Origin of the sequence: Paenibacillus sp. MER TA 81-3 (assembly GCF_023713585.1) — a bacterium.
Classification (GTDB): Bacteria; Bacillota; Bacilli; order Paenibacillales; family Paenibacillaceae; genus Paenibacillus_B; species Paenibacillus_B profundus.
In genome coordinates this window covers 1-20943 of sequence record NZ_JAMAWB010000014.1, presented here as the reverse complement: position 1 = coordinate 20943, position 20943 = coordinate 1, and the positions used below count along the sequence as shown (strand labels likewise).

The following is a 20943-nucleotide window of genomic DNA, read 5'->3' as shown; positions in this document are numbered from 1 at the left end:
CCCTATCTTTTGCAAAAGACCATATATTGCTATATCTCAACTAACTATGCTAAACTAAAAGCACAAAGCAGTTTGATTAAGGTAACCTTATTCAAAAGAGGTGGAAACCGGTGCCGAACAATAAAATAAAGCTTGGTGTACCCAGCGATGAAGGACAAGTCAGCATCATGTTCACCAGAGGAGGTCCCCGCGAAGGCGCAGGCCGCAAAGGATTCGGGGAAACTAAGAAAATATCTTTGACTTTAACCAAAGAGCTATGGGGAGAAATCGAACAGCATTGCAGTTCGCGGAACTGCTCCCGTTCGGAAATCATTCGAGACATCATTGAATCTTATTTCAATGCAGAGTCGGAGGGATAGGTGAATTCATTTGTTGATTGAAGTACCGCAGCCTATTCTAGCCGAAGCGCTGCAGCACGTAATTAAAGCAGTGTCAGCCAACTGTCCTATTCCCATACTGTCTGGAATTCTACTGCGAGCGAATCGGGATGGATTGACGCTCGTTTCCGGCAATTCGAGCATGATGGTTCAATATGAGATTCCTGCCACGGAAAATGTAAACGTTCAGCGCACAGGAAGCATTGTCATCCCTGCAAAATATTTTAGTGAAATCATTCGCAAATTCCCTGCAGGCGTTGTGACACTAGAAATGAAGGAGCTCCTTATCATTTCAATTCAAAGTGGAAATGCGGTTTACCGTTTGTGCGGCATGGATGCGGAGCATTTTCCTCAAATGCCAGAAATCAATGACGGCATTCAAGCTCACATTTCTAGCACCGCGTTGAGAAGCATGATTCGCCACGTCGTGTTTGCTGTCTCTCCCTCGGAGAAAAGACCTGTATTAACAGGCGTATCCTGTCAAATTGATCGCGATGGCAACCTCCGATTTCTGGCAACTGACAGCGTACGACTTGCCTCCCGGCTCACCCGCGTGAGCTTGGCACAAGACATGGTCATACCGCCCGCAATCATCATTCCAGGGAAAAATGTACATGAATTATCGAAAATGCTGAACGAGGAACAGGAAACGGTTGAAATTACGATTGGCAAAAGTCAGATTGGATTTAGAACAAAAAACCTAATGTTTCAATCCGCATTAATCGATGGATCATATCCATCCGTGGATAGGTCAATACCGCAAACCCATTCGACGGAATTGATCGTCGACTCGGTTGAATTGCTGCATGCGATGGAACGGGTCTCCCTCTTGGCCGGTGACGACAATATGATCCAATTGAGCATCAACGAGCATAACGACATCGAATTGATTTCCAATACTGCAGAAATAGGGGATGTATTAGAAGGAGTGCATGCCGAGGAAATGAGTGGGGAACGCCTATCCATTTGTTTCAACGGAAATTACATGAAGGACATCCTTCGTTCCGTCGATAGCGCCAAATTGAGACTTGCATGTTCTGGAAAATGGAAACCAATAGTCGTGCAGCCAGTTGATGACACCGAATCTACATACATGATTACCCCATTACGGTCACATATGTAGCTTCGAGCGCACAACAGGTTGTGTGGTATCTGCAGTTGCACAACAGCCCCCCATCACAGGGGGGCCAACATGCCGTGCGAAGCCCGTTCAGAGGTCAGTGTCTACCATCAGACCGAGACATCGTCACTTCAAGCCTGTCGCAACTTGAAGCAACTGCTCCTTCGTGACGTGCGGCGAATCGCTCGCTACTCGCAAGATGAACTGCTGTCCTGCCTGCCCGCTCATCCAGAACAATTCCTGATACCGATTGGACTCGCTGAACAGGAACTGGTCATTGACCGTATAGTGCGCCTTCGCGCCTTGAACGTCCAGTTCTTCGTATTGCGCCGATTCCGAAGCAAGGCCTTTGCTCGTGACGTTCATGTCAGGCATAACCTCAACAGTCACGTAGATTCGATCGTTGTCTGCATTTTTATAGGTTGTGGTATAGCTTTGAAATGGCAGCTGCGGCCCCGGCACGACACGCCAGGCTACGCCGTTCCCGTTCTGCTTGCTCTCTTGGCGCAGCTCATCGAGAAGGCTGTACCCTTTCTCATCTACCATGGACTCGTAAGGATTCCCTTCCTTCCCTTCAGAGAAGGTGAAGCTGCCAGGCAACACACGAGGCAAGGAAAGCGGAGCATGCAGCTTCTTAACAGTCTCATTCCACCCCTCTGCGTCCTGCACTTGCTCCTGCTTAGTTACACCGAGCAGTGGATGTCGCTTGTATAGAGGGTGCTCCTCTTTCTCCAATGACGCCACGTATACGACTGCGGCTTGCCCGACTGCCAACTGCTGTTGCACATCCGCCAACGCGCGGCGGATATCTTCGGCGGCCGTCCGGGTTAATACAAATTTGGCATCAGTCCGCATTTCTATGTTCATCGTTCCCAGCTCGGCGCTGAACAGCAGCTTCTGTGCCGAATAGGCGAACCCGGTCAGAAGAACGACAGCGAGTGCGACTGTTGCCATTTTGCGCGTGTTGAACTTGCGAACCGTGTAACCCTTTCTCCCCTCTGCCTGAATATGGATGTGATACAGTGCTCCTATTCGTTCATCAAGCGAAGAAGGGCAGCTGACCAGATTGGTTGCCAGTTCATATTCACGCTTCAGTCTTTTTTCCATTGACATAGGTAGACGACTCCTTTCCAGCATTCCGCACCTCGAAAAGATGGCGCAATCTTTTCAGTGCGAGATGATGTCTCGATTTCACCGTTCCCACAGGAATCTGAAGAATGACCGCGATGTCCTCTAAGGGGCAATCCTGATAATACCGGAGAACGATGACTTCCTTCAGCTTCTGGGACAGCTTCTCCACGGCCGGTGTCACTTCTAATTGATCGCTTAGAGCAAGCAAATGCTCCTCTATGTCGTTATGCTGCGGCGCATCAAGCCCCGTCGTTACCCGCTCTAGCAGGCGGAACCTTCTCCACGCGCTTCGTTTCCAGCTGCGCACCTGCCTTACGATCAAGCCGTTGAACCAAGCGTGGAATGGCTGTTCAATATCATATTTGGATAAGCTGCGAAACAGTTCCAAGTACACTTCACTCATGATGTCACCCGCGTCTTGCTTATACGGGGCAAGAAAGTAAATGAGTCGGTACGCATGATCGCGGGTCGACTGGTAGACGTATTGGAACGCTTCGTCATCCCCTTGGCTCATCCGGATAAGCCAAGGCTTCAAATCGGATTCCTTCATGTGGCCAGCCTCCATTCAGGTCTTACACGGTATATTGGTCGCATCCCTCATTTAGGTTCACTGCAATGTGCCGAGCCAGACCTCGCTTAACCGTCGAATTCCCTCCTCTATCCGCTCCAATGGAATACCGCCGAACCCGATGAAAAATTCCAAGTCGTCGTTCACAGGAGGATGCAGCCATGTAAACGAAGCAGAGGCAAGACGAATGCTGGCAGCACTCGCCAACCGGATCAACTCTTGCTCCGTGCGGGAACTATCGACTCTCATCAGAATGTGGAACCCGGCATCTTCCCCAATAATGGAAGCCCGCTCCCCGAAATAGCTGTGGATGGAGGCGATGAGCCGATCATGCTTTTGCCGATACAGGTTGCGCATTTTACGCACATGCTTCTCTAGGTGGCCCCGTTCCATAAATAACTGCAGCGCATGCTGGTTCCACCGCGATGCCGACTGCTCGAAGAGCGTCCGATGCTCCATCCGCTGATAATCGCCGAGCAGCGACTTCGGCAGCACCATATAGTGAACGCCGATCGCCGGGGACAGCACTTGGGCAAATCCGCCCAAATAAATGACGTCCGCGTCTGGATTCAATCCTTGCAAAGAGGGAATCGGGCGGCCGTAATAGCGCAGTTCACCGTCATAGTCATCCTCAATGATGAATCCGTTCGTCTTCCGGGCCCACTCCAACAGCTGCAATCGCTTCGCGATCGGCATAATCATCCCCCGCGGAAATTGATGCGACGGAGACACGCAGACGATGCGGGCGGAGCTGTCGTATAATTCACCGAGGTTGATTCCGTCTTCCTCCAATGACACGGGCGTCACTCGATACCCGTGCTGGCGAAAGGTGGACGGACATAGCAAATATCCGGGGTTTTCTACAGCTATATGGTCCGTATGCTCTATCAATATCCGGCTGAGAAAAGAGAGCAGGAAGTGCGGATCGGAACCGATCACGACTTGCTCTGGACTGCAGCGCACCCCTCTGAACTGGTGCAGATACGTCGCAATTTCCTGCCGTAGGCCGGGCTCCCCCTGTGGATCCCCGTACCAGAGTAATTCCTCCATGCCCGAGCGAAGAGCATCATGGAACAAGCTGCGCCACACCCGAAACGGGAAGTGGGAACCGTCTATGTTCGACATGTGAAAGTCATATTTATATACCTTCGTATCACGGGCTGGAGCCGCCCTATTCGAGGCTTCATGTGGCTGAATCGGGCGGTCCCCTGCCCCGCTTCCCAGCCGCAAATACGGCTCTGGCAGATGCTGCACGTAGTAGCCCTTCCTTGGCACACTGGCAATGAACCCTTCCGCAACAAGCTGACTGTACGCCAGCTCAACCGGCGTCGTGCTCAGCGCAAGGAAATCAGCCAAGGCGCGAATCGAAGGAAGCCAGGTATGTTCGGCCAGCCGGCCAGATACAATTTCATCCTTAATATATTCGAGCAGTTGCACATATTGGGGAATATGGCTGTTCTCATCAAGCTTGGGGATGAGCAGCATGTAAGTCCCCTCCTCTGTCCTTTTGTTTTTTACAAATCTGTCTATTTTCGAGTATACAAGATTTGACTATAGTTGGAATAGAACAAACAGGAGGGTTGCAAGATGAACACTATGGAACAAGCAGGAACACCCGTACGATTTTTGGAAGGCGCAGGCGTCTATTTACGGCCTATCGGCTTGGAGGATGCGGAGTCCTATTATTACAAGCTGTTCGATCCGGAAGTCAGAAGACTGACCGGCACGCAGAAGCATTTTTCGAAGGAACAAGTTGTCCGTTACATCGAGGGCAAAACACAGGACTCATCCGGCATGCTGTTGCTAATTGCGCTCTGTGAGACGAATGAGGTCATCGGGGACATCGAGCTGCAGGATATCGACGGCATTAACCGCAGCGCTTATATACGCATCGCCATTGGCGGCTCGGCCCATCAGGGGAAAGGGTACGGCAGCGAAGCGATTGGCCTGCTGCTCGAATACGCATTCGGTACATTGCAGCTGCATCGGATCGAGCTGAACGTATTTGCCTTTAACGAACGTGCCATCCATGTGTATGAAAAGGCAGGGTTCAAACGTGAGGGCGTGCAGCGCGATGCGCTCTACTACGACCACAAGTACCATGATTCCATCATCATGAGCATCCTGGAGGATGAATACCGGAGCACCAAGTGACGGCGCGACACTAGCGTCATATCGGCAAGCCAGGGAGCGTGATGCTCCATGGCTTTTCTTATCTGATGATGTAATCGCGCCCATCCGTTATGAGTAATCGTTGACTATTATCATAATGTATTATAATATCATTATTGAAATTAATAATGGTAAAAATAAGCATTCAATTACAACGGCTCATCCAAGCCGCTTGACGAACAGAAAGGGGCATCGTATGAACACAACAACCGGCAAGGCAAAGCGAACCAGTCGGAAGAACTGGGCTAAAATGCTGGTGACAGCCCTGGCTGTTCTCGTGTGCATCATCGGTCTCGGCTTTGTGTATGAATGGGTCGCATCCTTGCAGGCCAAGCAGAACTATCCCCCGCCGGGCAAGCTGGTCGATGTCGGTGGATTTCGCCTGCATGTGAAGAAGATCGGGATTGGCTCGCCGACGATTGTCTTCGAGGCTGGCAGCCGGGAGTCCAGCCACATCTGGAGAGATATCCCTGAGCGGTTGGCGAAGGACGCGACGGTCGTCACATACGACCGGGCCGGCTATAGCTGGAGTGAGCAGGCGGATACGGAACGGACCGGCAACCGTATCGTGCAAGAGCTGCATACCGCGTTGCAGCAGGAAGGCATTCGCGGACCGTATATTCTTGTCGGCCATTCCCAGGGTGGCATGTATTCCCGACTGTTCGCGCAGCAGTATAGGGATGAAGTCGCCGGATTGGTGCTGCTGGATGCGCGACCGGAACAATTCTCGCAGGCAACGGATGCTATCTTTGAGCGGGAAGGACTGGATCCGGATAAGGCGGGATTGCCGCCTACGGCCTTGGTGAAGTTATTAAAAGCGTCAGGGGCTATGCGACTGTTCCAGAATTCCCTATTAGCTCAATTGCCGGCTGAGGAGAGGCCGCTCTATGTCAATGTGGATGCAGCGTCAGCTTACTTGGAGACGGCGGAAGAAGAAGACAGGCACATGACCGAGGTGGAAGAGGCTATCCGCGATCAACAGCTCGGATCCCTTCCCGTCAGAATCGTCACTCACGCCATTCCGAACGACGCCACCGCATTCGGCATGTCCGCAGAAAGCAGCCGCCAGCTGGAAGATATATGGCAGGAGCAGCAAAAGGGCTTGCTGGACATATCCACCGACAGCGAACTAATTATAGCTCAGAACAGCGGCCATATGATTATGCATGACGAGCCCGATCTGGTAGTTGAGATCGTGCAGGGATTATTGACACAACACCGGAATTGAAACCCGTTGTTGTGTCATTTTGCATTTAATAAGCCTCGCTTAGCTTGGCTGCCGCAGCCATTTCACACGATTGACAAATGTTAGTTGATTGACAAGTCGTATACATGGGCATTATTATATCTATAAACACAATGTGTAACCGGTTACACATGGAAGGAATTGAACCGTATGGCCACAATCAAGGACGTGTCCAGACTGGCGGGCGTATCGGTGGCCACCGTCTCCCGGGTCTTGAATCAGAATGGTTATGTCCACGAAGACACTGAGAAGAAGGTGTTGAATGCCATTCGGGAGCTCAATTATATCCCGAACGATGTGGCGCGAAGCTTGACGAAGAAATCGGCGAAGATGCTGGCGCTTATCGTGCCTGACATTACGAACCCGTTTTTCAACGAACTGGCCCGCGCTGTGGAGAAGGTCACCCAGTTGTACGGATATGCGACGATTCTGTGCAATTCCGATGACACCCCAGCCAATGAGAAACAATACATTCATGCTTTGAAGCAGAAATATATCGACGGGTTTATTTTAGCCACCAACACCTTGTCGCCTGAAGAAATACAGCAATTGGATGTCCCCGTCGTCATGCTTGACCGGACGATCTCCAGCACTATCCCGACGGTAGCATCTGACAACCGCGAGGGCGCGCGCATGGCCGTACAGTTCCTTCTGAACCAAGGCTGCCGGACTATCGCTCACATTCGCGGACCGCTCGAATTATCGATTGCCGACGAGCGATGCCAAGGCTACCTCGATGAGGTGGGACAAGCGGATTGGTTCCAGCCGGACTTGATTGTCAATGGAGACTTCAACTTGCATCATGCAGCTGATGCTATCCACGAGCTGCTGGATCGCCATCCAGACATTGACGGCATATTCGCTGGCAATGACATTATGGCCATGGGTGCCCTCCGTGCCGTACAGGAGCGCGGTGTCGCTGTTCCCGATGCGATGCAAATCGTCGGTTATGACGGCATAACACTTGGCGGGATGGTCTATCCTGAGTTGACGACCGTCGCACAGCCAATCTATGAGATGGGCTTGCTTGCCGCACGCATGCTCATCAAGCTTATTGAAAAGAAGACATTGGACGTCATGCACTATAAGCTCGATGTGGAACTCGTCCAGCGGGGAACGACCCGCAGAAGTGCAAATCAGCCGTAATAGAAATACAACCGTTGGGAAATACTACATGCCATCAGCACCTTTCCCTCCGGTCACATGCATCATGTTGTCAAATCCTCTTCATACCCGTTCCAAGCAGAAACGGCTCGGCCGCCCTTATATTTACGGGATGTACCGCACCGTTTCTGCAGAGTGAATCAGCACTCGCTCGGTCGCATAGGTTCATATACAAGCAGCCGTTCTGATTCATATACAAACGTCTGGGATGAAGAATTTCTTTGTTCGATGTGTAACCGGTTACACATATAAAACTCTCGCTAATATTCGTTATTCATAGAGCTGTGCCCAACAATCCATTCACTACACTAAAAGGAGTGCATTTACATGGAAAACTTGAAAAAGACCCCTATCATCTTGGATACCGACCCTGGCATTGACGACGCTGTCGCCATCGCCGCAGCTCTCTTCCACGATCGCATCGACGTCAAGCTGATGACGACGGTAGCAGGCAACGTGGGCTTAGACAAGACGACGAACAATGCATTGAAGCTGCTTCAATTTTTCGGCAAAGATGTTCCCGTAGCTCAAGGCGCCTCCAAGCCGCTCGTACGGCCAGCAGAGGATTCGAGCCACATTCACGGAGAATCCGGCATGGATGGCTACGAGTTCGACGCACCTGTTCAGGCCCCGTTGGCTCAGCATGCCGTAGAGGCCATGCGCGACGTCATCCTGAACAGCCCCGAGCCGATTACGATCGTGCCGATTGGACCGCTCACGAACGTGGCTCTGCTGCTTACCTTGTACCCGAATTGCGCATCGAACATCGAGCGCATCGTGCTGATGGGCGGATCCGCATCGCGCGGCAACCATACGCCGAATGCGGAATATAACATTTTCGCCGATCCGGAGGCAGCTAAGATCGTCTTCAATGCAGGACTGCCGATGGTGATGGTCGGCCTCGATGTAACGAGCCAAGCCACATTAACGACGGAAAATGTGGAAACGATAAGAGACATGAACAAGACGGGCAGCATGCTGTACTCTTTGTTCCAGCATTACCGGGGCGGCAGCCTCAAGGCACGCGGACTGAAAATGCATGATCTGTGCGCCATTGCCTACTTGGTCAATCCCGCGCTGTTCGAATCGCAAGACTGCTTCGTCGATATCGAGACGGTGGGCCTCTATACGGCTGGCACGACAGTAGTTGATATTAGCGGCCGCTTGGCCAAGCCAAGCAACGTGACGGTATGCTTGGACATTGACGTTCCGGCTTTCCGTGAATGGGCGCTGGAAGTGCTTCACAACGCGATTTAACCTCAACTTAGAAAAGGAGCGTGTTCCACGTGTTGGAGATTATTATTAGCTTAGTTCTCCTTGTCGCAACAGGTTATTTAATCGCCAAAAACTATGACGCCAAATTCGTGCTCCTCGCAGCCGGCATCGGGCTTATGATTGCTGCCGCGCTGCTTGGTCACCCTGTGCTGAAGCCGGAAGATTCCACCGGTCTCGCCCTGTTAGATCCGTTCAAGCAGATCGGGCTCATCTTCGTCAAGCAGTTGGGCAGTGTCGGTTTAACCATCATGGTTCTGTTCGGCTTCTCCAGTTATATGACACATATCGGTGCCAATGATGTCGCCGTGCATATGATGACGAAGCCGCTCGGGAAGATTAAGTCGCAGTACATTCTCGTGCCTATCATCTTCCTGCTTGGCAACTTGCTGTCGCTGGTCGTGCCGAGCGCTTCCAGCTTGGCGATCTTGTTGATGGCGACGCTGTATCCCGTATTGAAAAATACGGGCATGTCCTCGCTGACGGCCGGCGCTGTCATTGCGACGACGGCTACGATTATGCCGACTCCGCTCGGGGCGGACAACGTCGTAGCAGCGGAGAAGCTTGGCTTGAACTTGGTCGAATATGTCTTCTCGTACCATGCCAAAATTTCGATTCCGGTGCTCCTGATTATGGCGGTGGCGCACTACTTCTGGCAAAAATATATGGATAAGCGCCAGCAAGGTACGCTCCAGCAGGACATTAATGACGAGAAATTGAATGTGAACAAGGATCTGCCGCCGGCTTATTACGGATTGCTGCCGATTCTGCCGCTCATTCTCGTATTGGTATTCGGCTTGTTTATTACGAGCGTCAAGCTCGGTCTTATCGAAATTACGTTTATTTGTATGGCGCTTGCCATTATAATCGAGATTATCCGCAAAGGCTCCTTCAAGGAAACGTCGAAGCAGCTCTCGATCTTCTTCACCGGCATGGGTGCCGGACTGGCACAGGTCGTCTCGCTTATCGTGGCAGCAAGCATGCTGGTTGAAGGTTTGAAGACGATTGGCCTCATCGATATGCTCATCGAATCCGTGCAGCACGTAGAGAGCGCTGGCGTCATCCTCATGTTCATCTTCGCGGGCGTTGCGGGCTTGATCGGATTCATTAGCGGTAGCGGCTTGGCTGTATTCTACTCGTTCATCAATATCATTCCGGAAATTACGGAAAAAATCGGCGTCAGCAGCATCATGGTCGCACTGCCGATGCAATTGACTTCGAACTTGGTTCGTTCCATATCGCCGGTGGCGGCGGTCATCATCGTCGTTGCTTCGATTATTAAGGTTAACCCGATACAAATCGTCAAACGCACATCCGTGCCGATTCTGGTCGGGATCGTCTCTTGCTTAATCTTATCGTTCATCTTTTTCGCATAAGGCAACAAGAGGCAGAGGCACTGCCATAAGGACGTGTCTTGGGTAGGAAGGAGAGATTTCATATGAACCATATATGCGTACTGGGGAGTTTAAATAGAGATACGAGTCATTTGTTAACCAGATTACCCATGGTCGGAGAGACCGTTCACGGCATCGGCACATCATCAAGCGCTGGAGGAAAAGGGTGCAACCAGGCGGTGTCTGCCGCACGTCTGGGCGCCCGCGTATCCTTCATCGGCAAGGTCGGTGAAGATAAGGGAGGCGAGCAGCTGCTTAAGGTGCTGCGGGAAGAGAACATAGACACCTCCCATATTCAAGTCGATCCGGACGTCCCAACGGGAGAAGCCACCATTCTGATTCAAGAGGATGGGAAAAATGCCATCATCGTAACGGCGGGCGCCAATATGAGCATCCAGGATGAAGATATCGAACAGGCGTATGCGGCGATCGATCAAGCCGACATCGTCATCGCCCAGTTCGAAATTCCGATCCCGGCGGTGACGAAGGCATTTGCCTATGCCAAGCAGCAAGGCAAGGTGACCATTCTGAATCCGGCACCGGCGAAAGAGATTCCGGATGCGCTGCTGCAGGCAACCGACATTCTCGTGCCGAACGAAACGGAGATGCAGGTCATTACAGGCGCCGATCTGAACGGCGATGACGCCATTCGCACAGCGGCCAGCCAATTGCTCGGCCACGGCATCCGTTACGTCATCGTGACGCTCGGCGAGCAAGGCGCGCTCATCTGCCATGCAGATGGTGCCGAGCACGTACCGGCGCAGCTCGTCTCGGCCGTCGACACGACTGCGGCAGGCGATTCGTTCATCGGCGCGTTGTCCAGCAGACTCGATCTATCCCGCTGGCACGATCCGCAGCATCTTCGGGAAGTCGTGTCCTTCGCCAATTCCTTCTCAGCGTTGGTCGTGCAGCGGAAAGGGGCTATCGCCTCCATTCCCCACTCGCATGAGCTGGAATCGTAATAACAGGTTACATCAAGGAAAAAGAGCAGGCGCAGCCGAACAGCAGGATTGTTCAGGCTGCGCCTTCGTGTATGTTCCATGCTCATACCATATTGCACTCTCGGCGGACATCCGATATGCTGAGAACAGCTTCACTACATGATGAATAAAGGATGACTCTACATGGAGAAATGGATTGAATACTGTCTTAGCAAACAAGGTTCTCTTCTTACCTTCCCGTTCGGCAGCGACATTCCCGTCGTCCGCGTGGGCGGCAAAATGTTCGCGTTATTCCGCAGGACGGACGGTTCGTCCAGCGTCAACTTGAAATGCGAGCCTTTCCGCGCCGAGGCTCTGCGGGAACAATTTGCCGAGATTACTCCAGGGTACCATATGAACAAGCGCCACTGGAACACCGTACAGCTCCAAGGCAGCCTGGGTGATTCCGAAATCAAAACGCTTATCGATCACTCCTATGAGTTGGTCTATAAAGGACTGACGAAAGAGGAGAAAAGGGCCATCAGCTAACAAGGAACATAGCCCTTTGCTTAAGTTGCCCTTAACTAGCTATTGAACCTACCGTCAGACTTCAGACCGCTAACTTGTTGCTTGTCGCCAAGAAGTGCTTTATTATTATTTTTGAAAATGATAATAGTAAGATGAGGGGGAGCCCATGAATAAGAAAGCCCAATTAATTCTGCACCCAGTCCGCATGCGCATCGTGCAAACCCTGTTGGGAAATCGCAAGCTGACCGTACACGAGATAGCCGAACGGCTGCCGAATGTTCCTCAGGCTACGTTATACCGTAACTTAAATAAACTCGTTGCAGGCAACATCCTTGAAGTCGTCGATTCGAGACAAGTACGTGGAGCCGTAGAGAAAATATATGCGCTTGGGGACAGTAAAGCGAATTTTACGACCGAAGAGTTTGATGGCAGCACCAAAGAAGAGCAAATGAATTGGTTCATTCAATTTGCCACCGGCTTGATTGACCAGTACGGCCGCTATCTGGAGCAAGACCAGATTGACTTGGCCAAAGACGGCCTCACGTTCCGCGAAGCCGATCTATACATGAGCGATGAAGAATTCGAAGCCTTCAAGCTAGACATTCTTGCCGCCTACGGGAAAGTAATGCCGAACGAACCTGCACCGCATCGCAGCAAGCGGACTGTGTCCTTCATCATAATCCCTGAGGGCGATAACACAGGAAACAGCGGCCGGCAATAACGACTGTTGCGACCGCCCGAATGCCGATCCGCTCGTTGGCATGCCGAAGATGCCATCCATCGGATGCTCTGTCTTCCACGCCACATTGGCGAGAACCGGAGAGTAAGTCGAAGCGGCTGCCAATTCGCCCAGACCGAAGTAGCCCTGCTCCAGCTTCTCCTTCACCATATCCAGACTTGCAGGGTCGTGGAGATCAATCCCTGAGAAGAAGGGAACGAACCGCTCCGGATATTGCTGATACGCTTCTCAAGCATTCTGGTCAGTCTGAATGGCACTCGGTTCGGACACATTGCCGAACAGAACGACTCGATCCACCCTATACTTATCCCACATGTGGTCGATTTTCCAATCATAAGAACGATTGCTTGCGCTATGATTATGCGCATCGATTAGCGGGATATCTCCATACCGCTTGACCAAGTTGTCGAAGCTGTCTTTCGAATCCTTAGAAGACGCATCTGCCACCTTCGACTCATTCGCGGTCGCGGCAGCTTCCCTGGAAGAGGGTGGGGCTGGATCTGACGGCGGTAGAACCCAATACTTTAAGATTAGTGCTGCTCCAATGATAACAATCGCGTACATGCAGGCGAGTAAAAGCTTTTTACCTTGAGACATTATTCCACCACTTCCCTTCGGAAACGTTTATATACCCATTTACTTTGTACTAACGCTCCTCGGTTACATCATTGCAGCTATCCCTATGGCAGCAATGCGGGCGATGTTCGTCAGCATGAAATTTTGCACCGCCAAGCCGAACGTCTCTGCTTTCGTCTGCTTCTCTGTGAACAGCTTGATGTTCTTGCGAACTGGAATAAAGGTGAGCAATACGAGCAGCGGAATGATCGGATTCACTTGCAACAGCAACAGGGCGATGAGGTCTAAATAGGATGCATAGTACAAACAACGGAACAAGATTAACGCGTTCGGTTTGCCAATATAGACGGGAAGCGTATATCGCTTGTTCTCAATGTCTTCTTCAATGTCGCATATATTGTTGGCCAACATAATATTCGCAATGCCCAATATGGCCGGGATAGAGATGAAGAATATTAATAATACTTCAATGATGTTGATATGTATGTCGAGATATCCATTTTCAATAAATAGTGTAACTAGCTGTTGATTGTCAATGTGGATATAGGTCGAGATAAATATAATGACAAAGCCCATGAACAACCCCGAGAACAGCTCACCAAGCGGCATTCGTGAAATCGCGATCGGGCCTAAGGAATATAAAAATCCAACCATGAATGACAGGCCGCCCAGCAGCAAAATTATGATGTCGGTCTGCAAAAACAGCACAAACCCCGACGTCATCGCCGCAAGGAGCAACGTGACAATGACACCGACGACCGTGCTCTCTTTTAATTTGTGCTGGACGATGGCATTATGAACTTCATATCCGTAGCCATGGGTCTTGACCGCCTTTTTATAATCGATATAATTGTTGATCGCCGTCGTGGCCATATCAAAGGACAACAACGAAATCAACATGAGCAGAAAATGAGTCAACCGAAATTCTTGGAACCGAAACACCGCATAGAGGGTGCCTATGCAAAACGGTATCATGCTTGCCGCTTTGGTCTTAATTTCAACCAGCTTTAAATATTGTCCGACTGTCACAACCATACTCCCTTTTGTTTGAAAATTGAAAAATCATTTTTGAAATCTTTCACCATTTTATCGCAAAAAGCGGCAAATTACAGCATATTCCGTTCAATTGTTCCCTGTTGTGTCGACAATTTGAGCGACATGAAGTAAGAAACGGTCGAAGTCTTGCCTGTTCGGGTAATGGGCCGAGTTCTCCAGCACGATAAATCGCTTGCCTTTGGGCGTTTTTATGTGTTCATAATATTTCTTAGCCATTTCAAAATTGGCCGCCATATCGTGTTTTCCTTGAATGAAATAAACCGGCACCTTGATCTCAGGTATCGTCACAAACAAATTGGTGCTGATAATCTCCTCCTGCAGTTCCGTACTCTCGAAAATGCTAAACTTACCTCCAGATACCAACGTCTTATATATGTCCGTAATGGTGTAATCGGGAGATATAAATGCGCCCGTAATCAACCCGAAAATACTCGCTTGATCGGTATGTTCATCCTTATAGTTGTACCCGGTAGATTGATTCAGCAATTTTCCAAATTGTTCCTCGCGTTTACCGAAATAAGGAGCTGCGCCCAGCTTATGCAGCTGCTGTATCGCCTTCTGATCCTGATCTTCTTCTGCCTGGTTCAAAAGCCACTGGTAGGCCAACTTTTGACCTTCTATTATATTGGTGATTTGTCCGAGAGCGATATAAGCATGGAACTTTTCCGGAAAGCGATAGGCTAATTCTGTTCCGATTATGGTGCCGAATGAATTCCCGATAATATATATTCGATTTTGATGAAATTTGGTCCTGACATAATCGACGACCTCATTGGCATCGGTAATAAACTGCTCTATATTCATCGTTGCGATATCGATGTCCTTCGAATAACTCTTCCCTGCTCCCCTCTGATCATAATATACGGCGACACAACTGCCGGTGATTTCAGGGTATAGAGAACGGGAGCTCACGCCAAAGGGGAAAGGAGACCCTGGTCCCCCATGCAAAAATAAGCAGACTGGCTTCGTTCTGTCTTCACCTTCCATGAGAATATATTGTTTGATTCCGCCGATTTGCAGCTCTTCAACGACGCTAATGCCTCCGTTTTTCGTAAGTGCCTCGCCATTCTGTACAATCTGCTGCTGCATCACTAATCTGTAACCCAAGGCGATAAGAACGACGGACAGGAGGACGGCAACAATAATGAGTATGAACCATAACATTCGCGATCCCATCCTTTTTCTCGCTATGCTCATCAATCGTTGTCTCCTTGAACCTGAAGCACGAACTTCAACATATCCCGCAGAACTTGCAGTTGCTTAGACACATGAATGTTCTCTGTCCCTAGATGAACGCTGTTGAACCTTATCCCTTCCAGAGCAGACAGCATCATTTCGGCAATATCCTCCACCTGATGCAACGGTGTAAACTCTCCCGTACGGACACCTTCGCGAATGACACCTGCGCTCCATTCCATGGCCTCGGAGAACCGCTCCTGCAGCTGCGCCGATCGTTCCTCGTTCCTCCAAGCGGTAATGAAATACTCATAACCAACCGCAAAAAGAGGATCACCCGCCTGTTCCAGCATCTTTTCCTGAGTATCCAGCATCCATATTATTCGATCCCAAGCCGTCATGGCCTCATCCGGGAACGCCTCTAACACTTGTTCATCTTTGCCTAATATCAGGTCTTGCAACATGTCCTCCGTATTCGAATAGTACATATACACACCGCCAAAGCTTTTCCCAGATTCCTCCACAATGTCTTTCATCGTTGTCGGCTCGAATCCTTTCCGGCTGAATACCCTTCCGGCTGCCTCCAGAATTTCACGGCGGCGTTGTTCTTTGTAATGCGCAGATACTTTAGGTGACATGTTAGAACGACCTCCCATTATTGAATAGACAAAAAAACGAGAACTGTCTCGTTTATTTCAATGTTTTTATTATAACGAGACAGTTCTCGCTTTTCAAGAATGTGAGGGCTTGACTCTGCACATTAACGAAATGATCCGTTCGTGCAATGGCGCGCTCAGATTGACGGTGATCCGCTTCATCCACCCCTTTGCTTCATTCTCCCCAACCTTCAGGAAGCGGCAGTCCGATGACAACTCAAGCTAACTGCCATCATGATTGGCGCTTTATGTTATGTCCTATACGAATCGGCATGTGCTTATCGCCATTGTTATCCTTCCTGACCTTATGGGAGAGTGAGGCAAGGGGGGAAAGGGACACACTTTGATAAGGAGGGAACGTGAAAGCGCCTGACTCCAAGGCAAAGACATCTTTTATTCATGACAATATCTCGCACTGGAATTGATTTGGAACTATTTCTATAGTTGGGGCGTCTATATATATAGAAATAGATAAGGGGGATTTATCCAATGGTACCTGATGCCAAATGTAGACGGCGGGATATCATCATCCTGCTGCTGTCGCTCGTCGGTGCCGTAGCACTGTTCATAGTCATATTCGTTACCTTTTCCTTCAAACACGTGGAAGCACAAGTGCAGAAGGAGCAGAAGGATAATACCGGTCCCGACATCAAAATCTTGCAGGACGGTGTGGAAATGAAATTAAGCAATCCACCCTTCCTCAAATCGGGCAGAATTTTCGTACCGCTGCGCGATCTGTCTCAACTGCTGGATTTCAGAACGGACTGGGATGCCACACATCAGATAATTACTGTAATTGGAATCAACCATGTTGTAAGGGTGGACCCATACAGTATACAGGCTCTCGTCGACGGGAAATCGGTCAGAATGGATGCTGATCCGGTTATTAGAGGCAATTCGACCTATGTTCCTCTGCAATTTTTCGCCTCTGCCTTCAGAACTCCGGTTACATGGGATACGTATACGAAGACGGTCAACATCAATAATCAATCGAAATATCTTCATGCCGTCCATCCAGACGGAACAATGTTCTGGGTCAGCAAGCAAAACGGCACGCTCTATATGAGAAGCGCTGACATGGGAGCCAAACTCGTAACCGTTGGTCAACTCCATTTGAACACGATCGAGATCGACAAAGGGAATATGAGGGTAGAAAGCTTAGACCCCCAAGGGTATGACATTGAAATTGCGGTTTCCATGAAAGATATGACGGATGTTGTGTATAACGTGCGTGTCCTTGGCGGTGCAATCACGAGGGAAACGATAACTGTTCCAAGCGACTGAGGCCGACTGCAGCGGCATTTTATTCTCTTGACTTTCGAATCTATCAGCTTTAATCTAAAGATAGGTAGATAACTAGATTCATTTTCCAATTACATATATTTATCTTTATTGATAAAGGCAAACCCATCGAAAGATGGCGACGCAAAGCTACAGGGGCTACGGCGAAGTTTTTCGCTAAGCCAGCCAGTTACCGATATAGAAGCTTAACGTTTCTTTGCGACGTTATGAAGCCCTTCTTATTTCGGTAAGAAGGGCTTTTTCATTTACAATTTTACAACTGCATATGTCAACTCCGTATTGACAAGGGCAAACCCACTGAAAGGTGGGGACGCAAAGCTACAGGGGCTTCAGCGATATTCGCAAAGCCAGCCAGTTACCAATAATGAAGTGTAACGTCTTGTTGCATGGATTATGCCCTTCTTATCTCGATAAGAAGGGTTTTCTGTTTTCAAGACGCGGCCTTCGATTAGGAGAGATTGTAATGAAGTGGGACAAGCGTTTACTAGTATTCCTTGCATTTATTACTCTAATATTTGCTTTACCTACATACACGGTTCATGCAGAAGATAGCACAATTGATAGATTGGTCGTTCTGCCAAGCGGCGACTATAACGTCAATGAGGCAACCGCTATGAAGCAACGGCTAGAGAAGATCCCGGCCAACATCTTGAGCGCGCTGTTCAACAAAGGCGTAAAAATTAAATTAACGAACGACATCATTACGAATGAGCCTGAATTGAATTATTTAAAAGGCGTGACGCCAAGAGGGTGGGAAGGCACAGGATTAACGTGGGATGATGTTCCAGGAGTAAGCGAGAGAGTCGTCGTTGCCAGAATTGGTTACAGCAACAAAGGCAAAGGCCATAACTCGTTCAATCTGGAAATTCACGAAACGATGCATGCGATAGACCGGTTCGTATTTAACGAAGTTAGCAGCACAGAAGAGTTCAAAAACATATTTAATGCAGAAGCTAGCGTGAATTATAGCGGAGACGGCTATGTCTCAGTTCAACCGACAGAATACTTTGCGGAAACCGCCAGCTTGTATGTATATAGCGAGAACACACGCAATGATCTGAAAAACAGCATGCCGCTCACGTATGAATTTTTGGACAAGCTGTTTACCAGCTAATATCGATAAATGAGAAAAGCTCCTCTCTGGTCACGCCAGAAAGGAGCTTTCTTATTGCTTAGCGGTGATATCCTACAGGTCTTAAGGGTACACCCGATCCGGATTCACTTGATCCCAGACTTCGGTTTCATCCGCATTTCTCTGATACTCATGATGATTCGTAGCTTCCAGCACATCCGTGTAGTACCACTTGGTCGGCGTGTTGTCCGGCCACTGCTTCGCATCCTTGTGAATGCCGTCTGCCTTCACCTTCCGGTTCAGAACGCTGTTGATGAAGGACATGGCTTCCGCACGGGAAATGTACTGGTTCGGCTTGAACGTTCCGTCTGGATAGCCTTTAATCCAGCCTTTGTTAGCAGCTGATACGATATATTTTCCTGCCCAATGTCCGCTAATGTCGGTAAACATATCGTTTTTCTGCTCATCCAGCTTGTCGAAGCGTGATGCGATCGCGGCAAATTCCGCTCTCGTAATCGAACGTTCCGGCTTAAAGGTTCCGTCTGGATAACCCGTGATAATGCTCGCATTTTCCATCGTGGAGATATGTTTGTTCGACCAGCGCTTGCTGTCGACATCTCCGTAGGAATTGCTGCCTTTCATGTAGTTGCTGCGGGTCTCATTCTCCATCAGTCGGTAGAAGATAACAGCAACTTCCTCGCGGCTGATAAGGTTCTCCGGCTTAATCGTTCCGTCCGGATAGCCGTTAATGTAATTGTAGTGATTATCCATTTCCAGCTTCGGTGGAACTGGCGGCAATGGCGGTACCGGAGGCAACGGGTTGACCGGGTTAGTCGGGTTGGTCGTTACTGTTGTCGTCGAGCCGCCTGGGCTACCCGTTCCAGGATTCCCCGGATCAGGATTGGTCGTATTTTTCGTGTAGTAGAAAACATACTCCTGCCCTTCGCTAGTCGTAAAGGTATACGTGTCACTTGCCTTGACAGGTGTGTACCCGGATACCGATACAGCCGAAAAAGCTACCTTCTCGCCAGCTTTGCCGCTCTTCGTCGTCGGTTCGGCCAGTTGCTTGCCTGTGCCTTGCTCCAAGTATTTCACGGTGACGTGTTGGTCTACATTAGATGCATCCTTGGTGTAGTGAATCTCCAGTAACTGATTCGGTTCACTCGTAAAGGTATAAGGGTAAATGGACTGTTCAGGCGTATATACCGCCCCAGTAACGGTAATCGGTGTCGGTCTTACATTGATGTGTTCTCCAGTTCTGCCCTTAACGCTTGTCGAGTCCTTTACAGGCTGGTTTGTTTCCTTATCCAAGTGCATGATGGTGAGCAGTTGCACATCATCAGCGCCACCCTTCGTATAGAAGAAGGTGTACTCTTGATCCGGATTAGCGATAATTACATATTCATGATTAAAGTTCAATGGCGAATACACCGCATCAGACACTGTAATCTGATCGGCAGTCAGCCAGAGAATATCTCCAACCTTGCCTGTATGGAGGGTCGGTTCTTGCAAGACTGCATTTGTATCCTGCTCCACATAATGAACAGTTACCGTATAATCTTCACCTTGATTTACTTTGTTGTAGAAGAAAGTGTACTCCTGTACGTCTGTATTTGTGATAGTGTAATCGACGCTATAGCTTTCAGGAGCGTATACGGCATCAGATACCGTAATATCTGTTGCTGTTAACTTGATGCTTTCTCCAACTTTTCCGGTATGTGACGTGGACTCTTGCAACACCGCATTTGTCGCACGCTCCACATAATTCACTGTCACGGTACGTTGTTCATCCGTTGGAGCATCCTTTTTGTAGTAGAACGTGTATACATTGTCTTCTGCTTTAAAGGTGTAGCTATCGCTGGACTTCACTGGCGTGTAACCCGCTACTTCCGCGGCTGTCAGCTCCACCGTTTTACCTGTTACTCCGTCTACGGTCGTGGCTTCCGCCAGAACTTTATCCGTGCCTTGCTCCAGATAGTTCACCGTCAGCTTCTGCGCGCTTCCCTTGTAGTAGAAGGTGTACACATTACCTTCTGCTTTAAAGGTGTAGTTATCGCTGGACTTCACTGGCGTGTAACCCGCTACTTCCGCGGCTGTCAGCTCCACTGTTTCACCTGTTACTCCGTCTACGGTCGTGGCTTCCGCCAGGACTTTATCCGTGCCTTGCTCCAGATAATTCACCGTCAGCTTCTGCGCGCTTCCCTTGTAGTAGAAGGTGTACACATTACCTTCTGCTTTAAAGGTGTAGCTATCGATGGACTTCACTGGCGTGTAACCCGCTACTTCCGCGGCTGTCAGCTCCACTGTTTCACCTGTGAATCCGTCTACGGTCGTGGCTTCCGCCAGAACTTTATCCGTGCCTTGCTCCAGATAGTTCACGCTCAGCTTTTGTGCTGTTCCTTTGTAGTAGAACGTGTACACATTGCCTTCTGCTTTAAAGGTGTAGCTATCACTTTCCTTCAACGGCGTGTAAC

At 49.6% G+C, this 20943-nt stretch carries 20 protein-coding genes and 2 riboswitches; of the genes, 12 read left to right on the top strand and 8 right to left on the bottom strand.

Annotated features, from left to right (window positions below):
* Positions 1-110 precede the first annotated feature (110 nt).
* Both M3650_RS19775 and dnaN read left to right on the top strand, forming a co-directional pair.
* Entirely contained in the window at positions 111-359 is a 249-nt protein-coding gene (locus M3650_RS19775) for a ribbon-helix-helix protein, CopG family (RefSeq protein ID WP_251577094.1), read from the top strand.
* Between the two features lie 13 nt (positions 360-372).
* Positions 373-1500 carry a DNA polymerase III subunit beta gene (dnaN, locus tag M3650_RS19770; RefSeq protein ID WP_251577092.1) on the top strand — a complete coding sequence of 376 codons (1128 nt, stop codon included), beginning with the start codon at positions 373-375 and terminating at the stop codon, positions 1498-1500.
* 123 nt (positions 1501-1623) lie between these two features.
* Here dnaN and M3650_RS19765 read toward each other — a convergent pair whose 3' ends face one another.
* The 3 genes from M3650_RS19765 to pdxR are packed head-to-tail and all read right to left on the bottom strand — an operon-like array spanning position 1624 to position 4681.
* Positions 1624-2610: a hypothetical protein gene (locus M3650_RS19765; protein WP_251577090.1), complete on the bottom strand. Its 987-nt coding sequence runs from the start codon at positions 2608-2610 to the stop codon at positions 1624-1626.
* Positions 2582-3178 carry a sigma-70 family RNA polymerase sigma factor gene (locus tag M3650_RS19760; RefSeq protein ID WP_251577087.1) on the bottom strand — a complete coding sequence of 199 codons (597 nt, stop codon included), beginning with the start codon at positions 3176-3178 and terminating at the stop codon, positions 2582-2584. Before M3650_RS19760 ends, M3650_RS19765 begins: the two co-directional genes overlap by 29 nt.
* Positions 3179-3235: 57 nt before the next feature.
* Positions 3236-4681, bottom strand: coding sequence for a MocR-like pyridoxine biosynthesis transcription factor PdxR (gene pdxR / locus M3650_RS19755; RefSeq protein WP_251577085.1), 1446 nt, complete (start codon positions 4679-4681; stop codon positions 3236-3238).
* A 102-nt stretch (positions 4682-4783) separates the two neighbouring features.
* On the opposite strand from pdxR, the gene M3650_RS19750 reads away from it, so the two are divergent.
* The 8 genes from M3650_RS19750 (at position 4784) to M3650_RS19715 (ending at position 12613) form a co-directional block, all read left to right on the top strand.
* Positions 4784-5350 carry a GNAT family N-acetyltransferase gene (locus tag M3650_RS19750; protein WP_251577083.1) on the top strand — a complete coding sequence of 189 codons (567 nt, stop codon included), beginning with the start codon at positions 4784-4786 and terminating at the stop codon, positions 5348-5350.
* A gap of 214 nt (positions 5351-5564) precedes the next feature.
* Complete coding sequence (locus M3650_RS19745; RefSeq protein WP_251577081.1) at positions 5565-6596, top strand: alpha/beta fold hydrolase; 1032 nt, start codon at positions 5565-5567, stop codon at positions 6594-6596.
* Positions 6597-6764: 168 nt separating this feature from the next.
* Entirely contained in the window at positions 6765-7760 is a 996-nt protein-coding gene (locus tag M3650_RS19740) for a LacI family DNA-binding transcriptional regulator (RefSeq protein WP_251577079.1), read from the top strand.
* Between the two features lie 345 nt (positions 7761-8105).
* Complete coding sequence (gene rihC / locus M3650_RS19735) at positions 8106-9035, top strand: ribonucleoside hydrolase RihC (protein WP_019421291.1); 930 nt, start codon at positions 8106-8108, stop codon at positions 9033-9035.
* A gap of 29 nt (positions 9036-9064) precedes the next feature.
* On the top strand, positions 9065-10426 hold the full coding sequence (gene dcuC, locus M3650_RS19730) for a C4-dicarboxylate transporter DcuC (RefSeq protein ID WP_019421292.1): 1362 nt from the start codon (positions 9065-9067) through the stop codon (positions 10424-10426).
* Between the two features lie 62 nt (positions 10427-10488).
* Positions 10489-11406 (top strand): ribokinase, encoded by a 918-nt coding sequence (gene rbsK, locus M3650_RS19725; RefSeq protein WP_251577077.1) that lies wholly within the window; start codon positions 10489-10491, stop codon positions 11404-11406.
* Positions 11407-11568: 162 nt separating this feature from the next.
* On the top strand, positions 11569-11913 hold the full coding sequence (locus M3650_RS19720; protein WP_251577075.1) for an MmcQ/YjbR family DNA-binding protein: 345 nt from the start codon (positions 11569-11571) through the stop codon (positions 11911-11913).
* Positions 11914-12058: 145 nt separating this feature from the next.
* Positions 12059-12613 (top strand): helix-turn-helix domain-containing protein, encoded by a 555-nt coding sequence (locus M3650_RS19715; RefSeq protein WP_019421295.1) that lies wholly within the window; start codon positions 12059-12061, stop codon positions 12611-12613.
* A gap of 246 nt (positions 12614-12859) precedes the next feature.
* Here M3650_RS19715 and M3650_RS19710 read toward each other — a convergent pair whose 3' ends face one another.
* The 4 genes from M3650_RS19710 to M3650_RS19695 form a co-directional block, all read right to left on the bottom strand.
* Entirely contained in the window at positions 12860-13228 is a 369-nt protein-coding gene (locus M3650_RS19710; protein WP_251577073.1) for a hypothetical protein, read from the bottom strand.
* A 63-nt stretch (positions 13229-13291) separates the two neighbouring features.
* Positions 13292-14236, bottom strand: coding sequence for a prenyltransferase (locus M3650_RS19705; protein WP_019421299.1), 945 nt, complete (start codon positions 14234-14236; stop codon positions 13292-13294).
* Between the two features lie 93 nt (positions 14237-14329).
* On the bottom strand, positions 14330-15427 hold the full coding sequence (locus tag M3650_RS19700) for an alpha/beta fold hydrolase (protein WP_251577071.1): 1098 nt from the start codon (positions 15425-15427) through the stop codon (positions 14330-14332).
* A gap of 32 nt (positions 15428-15459) precedes the next feature.
* Complete coding sequence (locus M3650_RS19695) at positions 15460-16077, bottom strand: TetR/AcrR family transcriptional regulator (RefSeq protein WP_251577069.1); 618 nt, start codon at positions 16075-16077, stop codon at positions 15460-15462.
* 507 nt (positions 16078-16584) lie between these two features.
* On the opposite strand from M3650_RS19695, the gene M3650_RS19690 reads away from it, so the two are divergent.
* Together M3650_RS19690 and M3650_RS19685 are read left to right on the top strand one after the other, a co-directional pair.
* Positions 16585-17379, top strand: coding sequence for a stalk domain-containing protein (locus M3650_RS19690; RefSeq protein WP_251577068.1), 795 nt, complete (start codon positions 16585-16587; stop codon positions 17377-17379).
* 106 nt (positions 17380-17485) lie between these two features.
* A riboswitch (cyclic di-GMP riboswitch) is annotated at positions 17486-17574 on the top strand.
* A 100-nt stretch (positions 17575-17674) separates the two neighbouring features.
* A riboswitch (cyclic di-GMP riboswitch) is annotated at positions 17675-17760 on the top strand.
* A gap of 100 nt (positions 17761-17860) precedes the next feature.
* Positions 17861-18511 (top strand): anthrax toxin lethal factor-related metalloendopeptidase, encoded by a 651-nt coding sequence (locus M3650_RS19685; protein ID WP_251577067.1) that lies wholly within the window; start codon positions 17861-17863, stop codon positions 18509-18511.
* A gap of 81 nt (positions 18512-18592) precedes the next feature.
* Here M3650_RS19685 and M3650_RS19680 read toward each other — a convergent pair.
* Positions 18593-20943: S-layer homology domain-containing protein (locus tag M3650_RS19680; protein WP_251577066.1), on the bottom strand; the 2351-nt coding region annotated here is incomplete at its 5' end.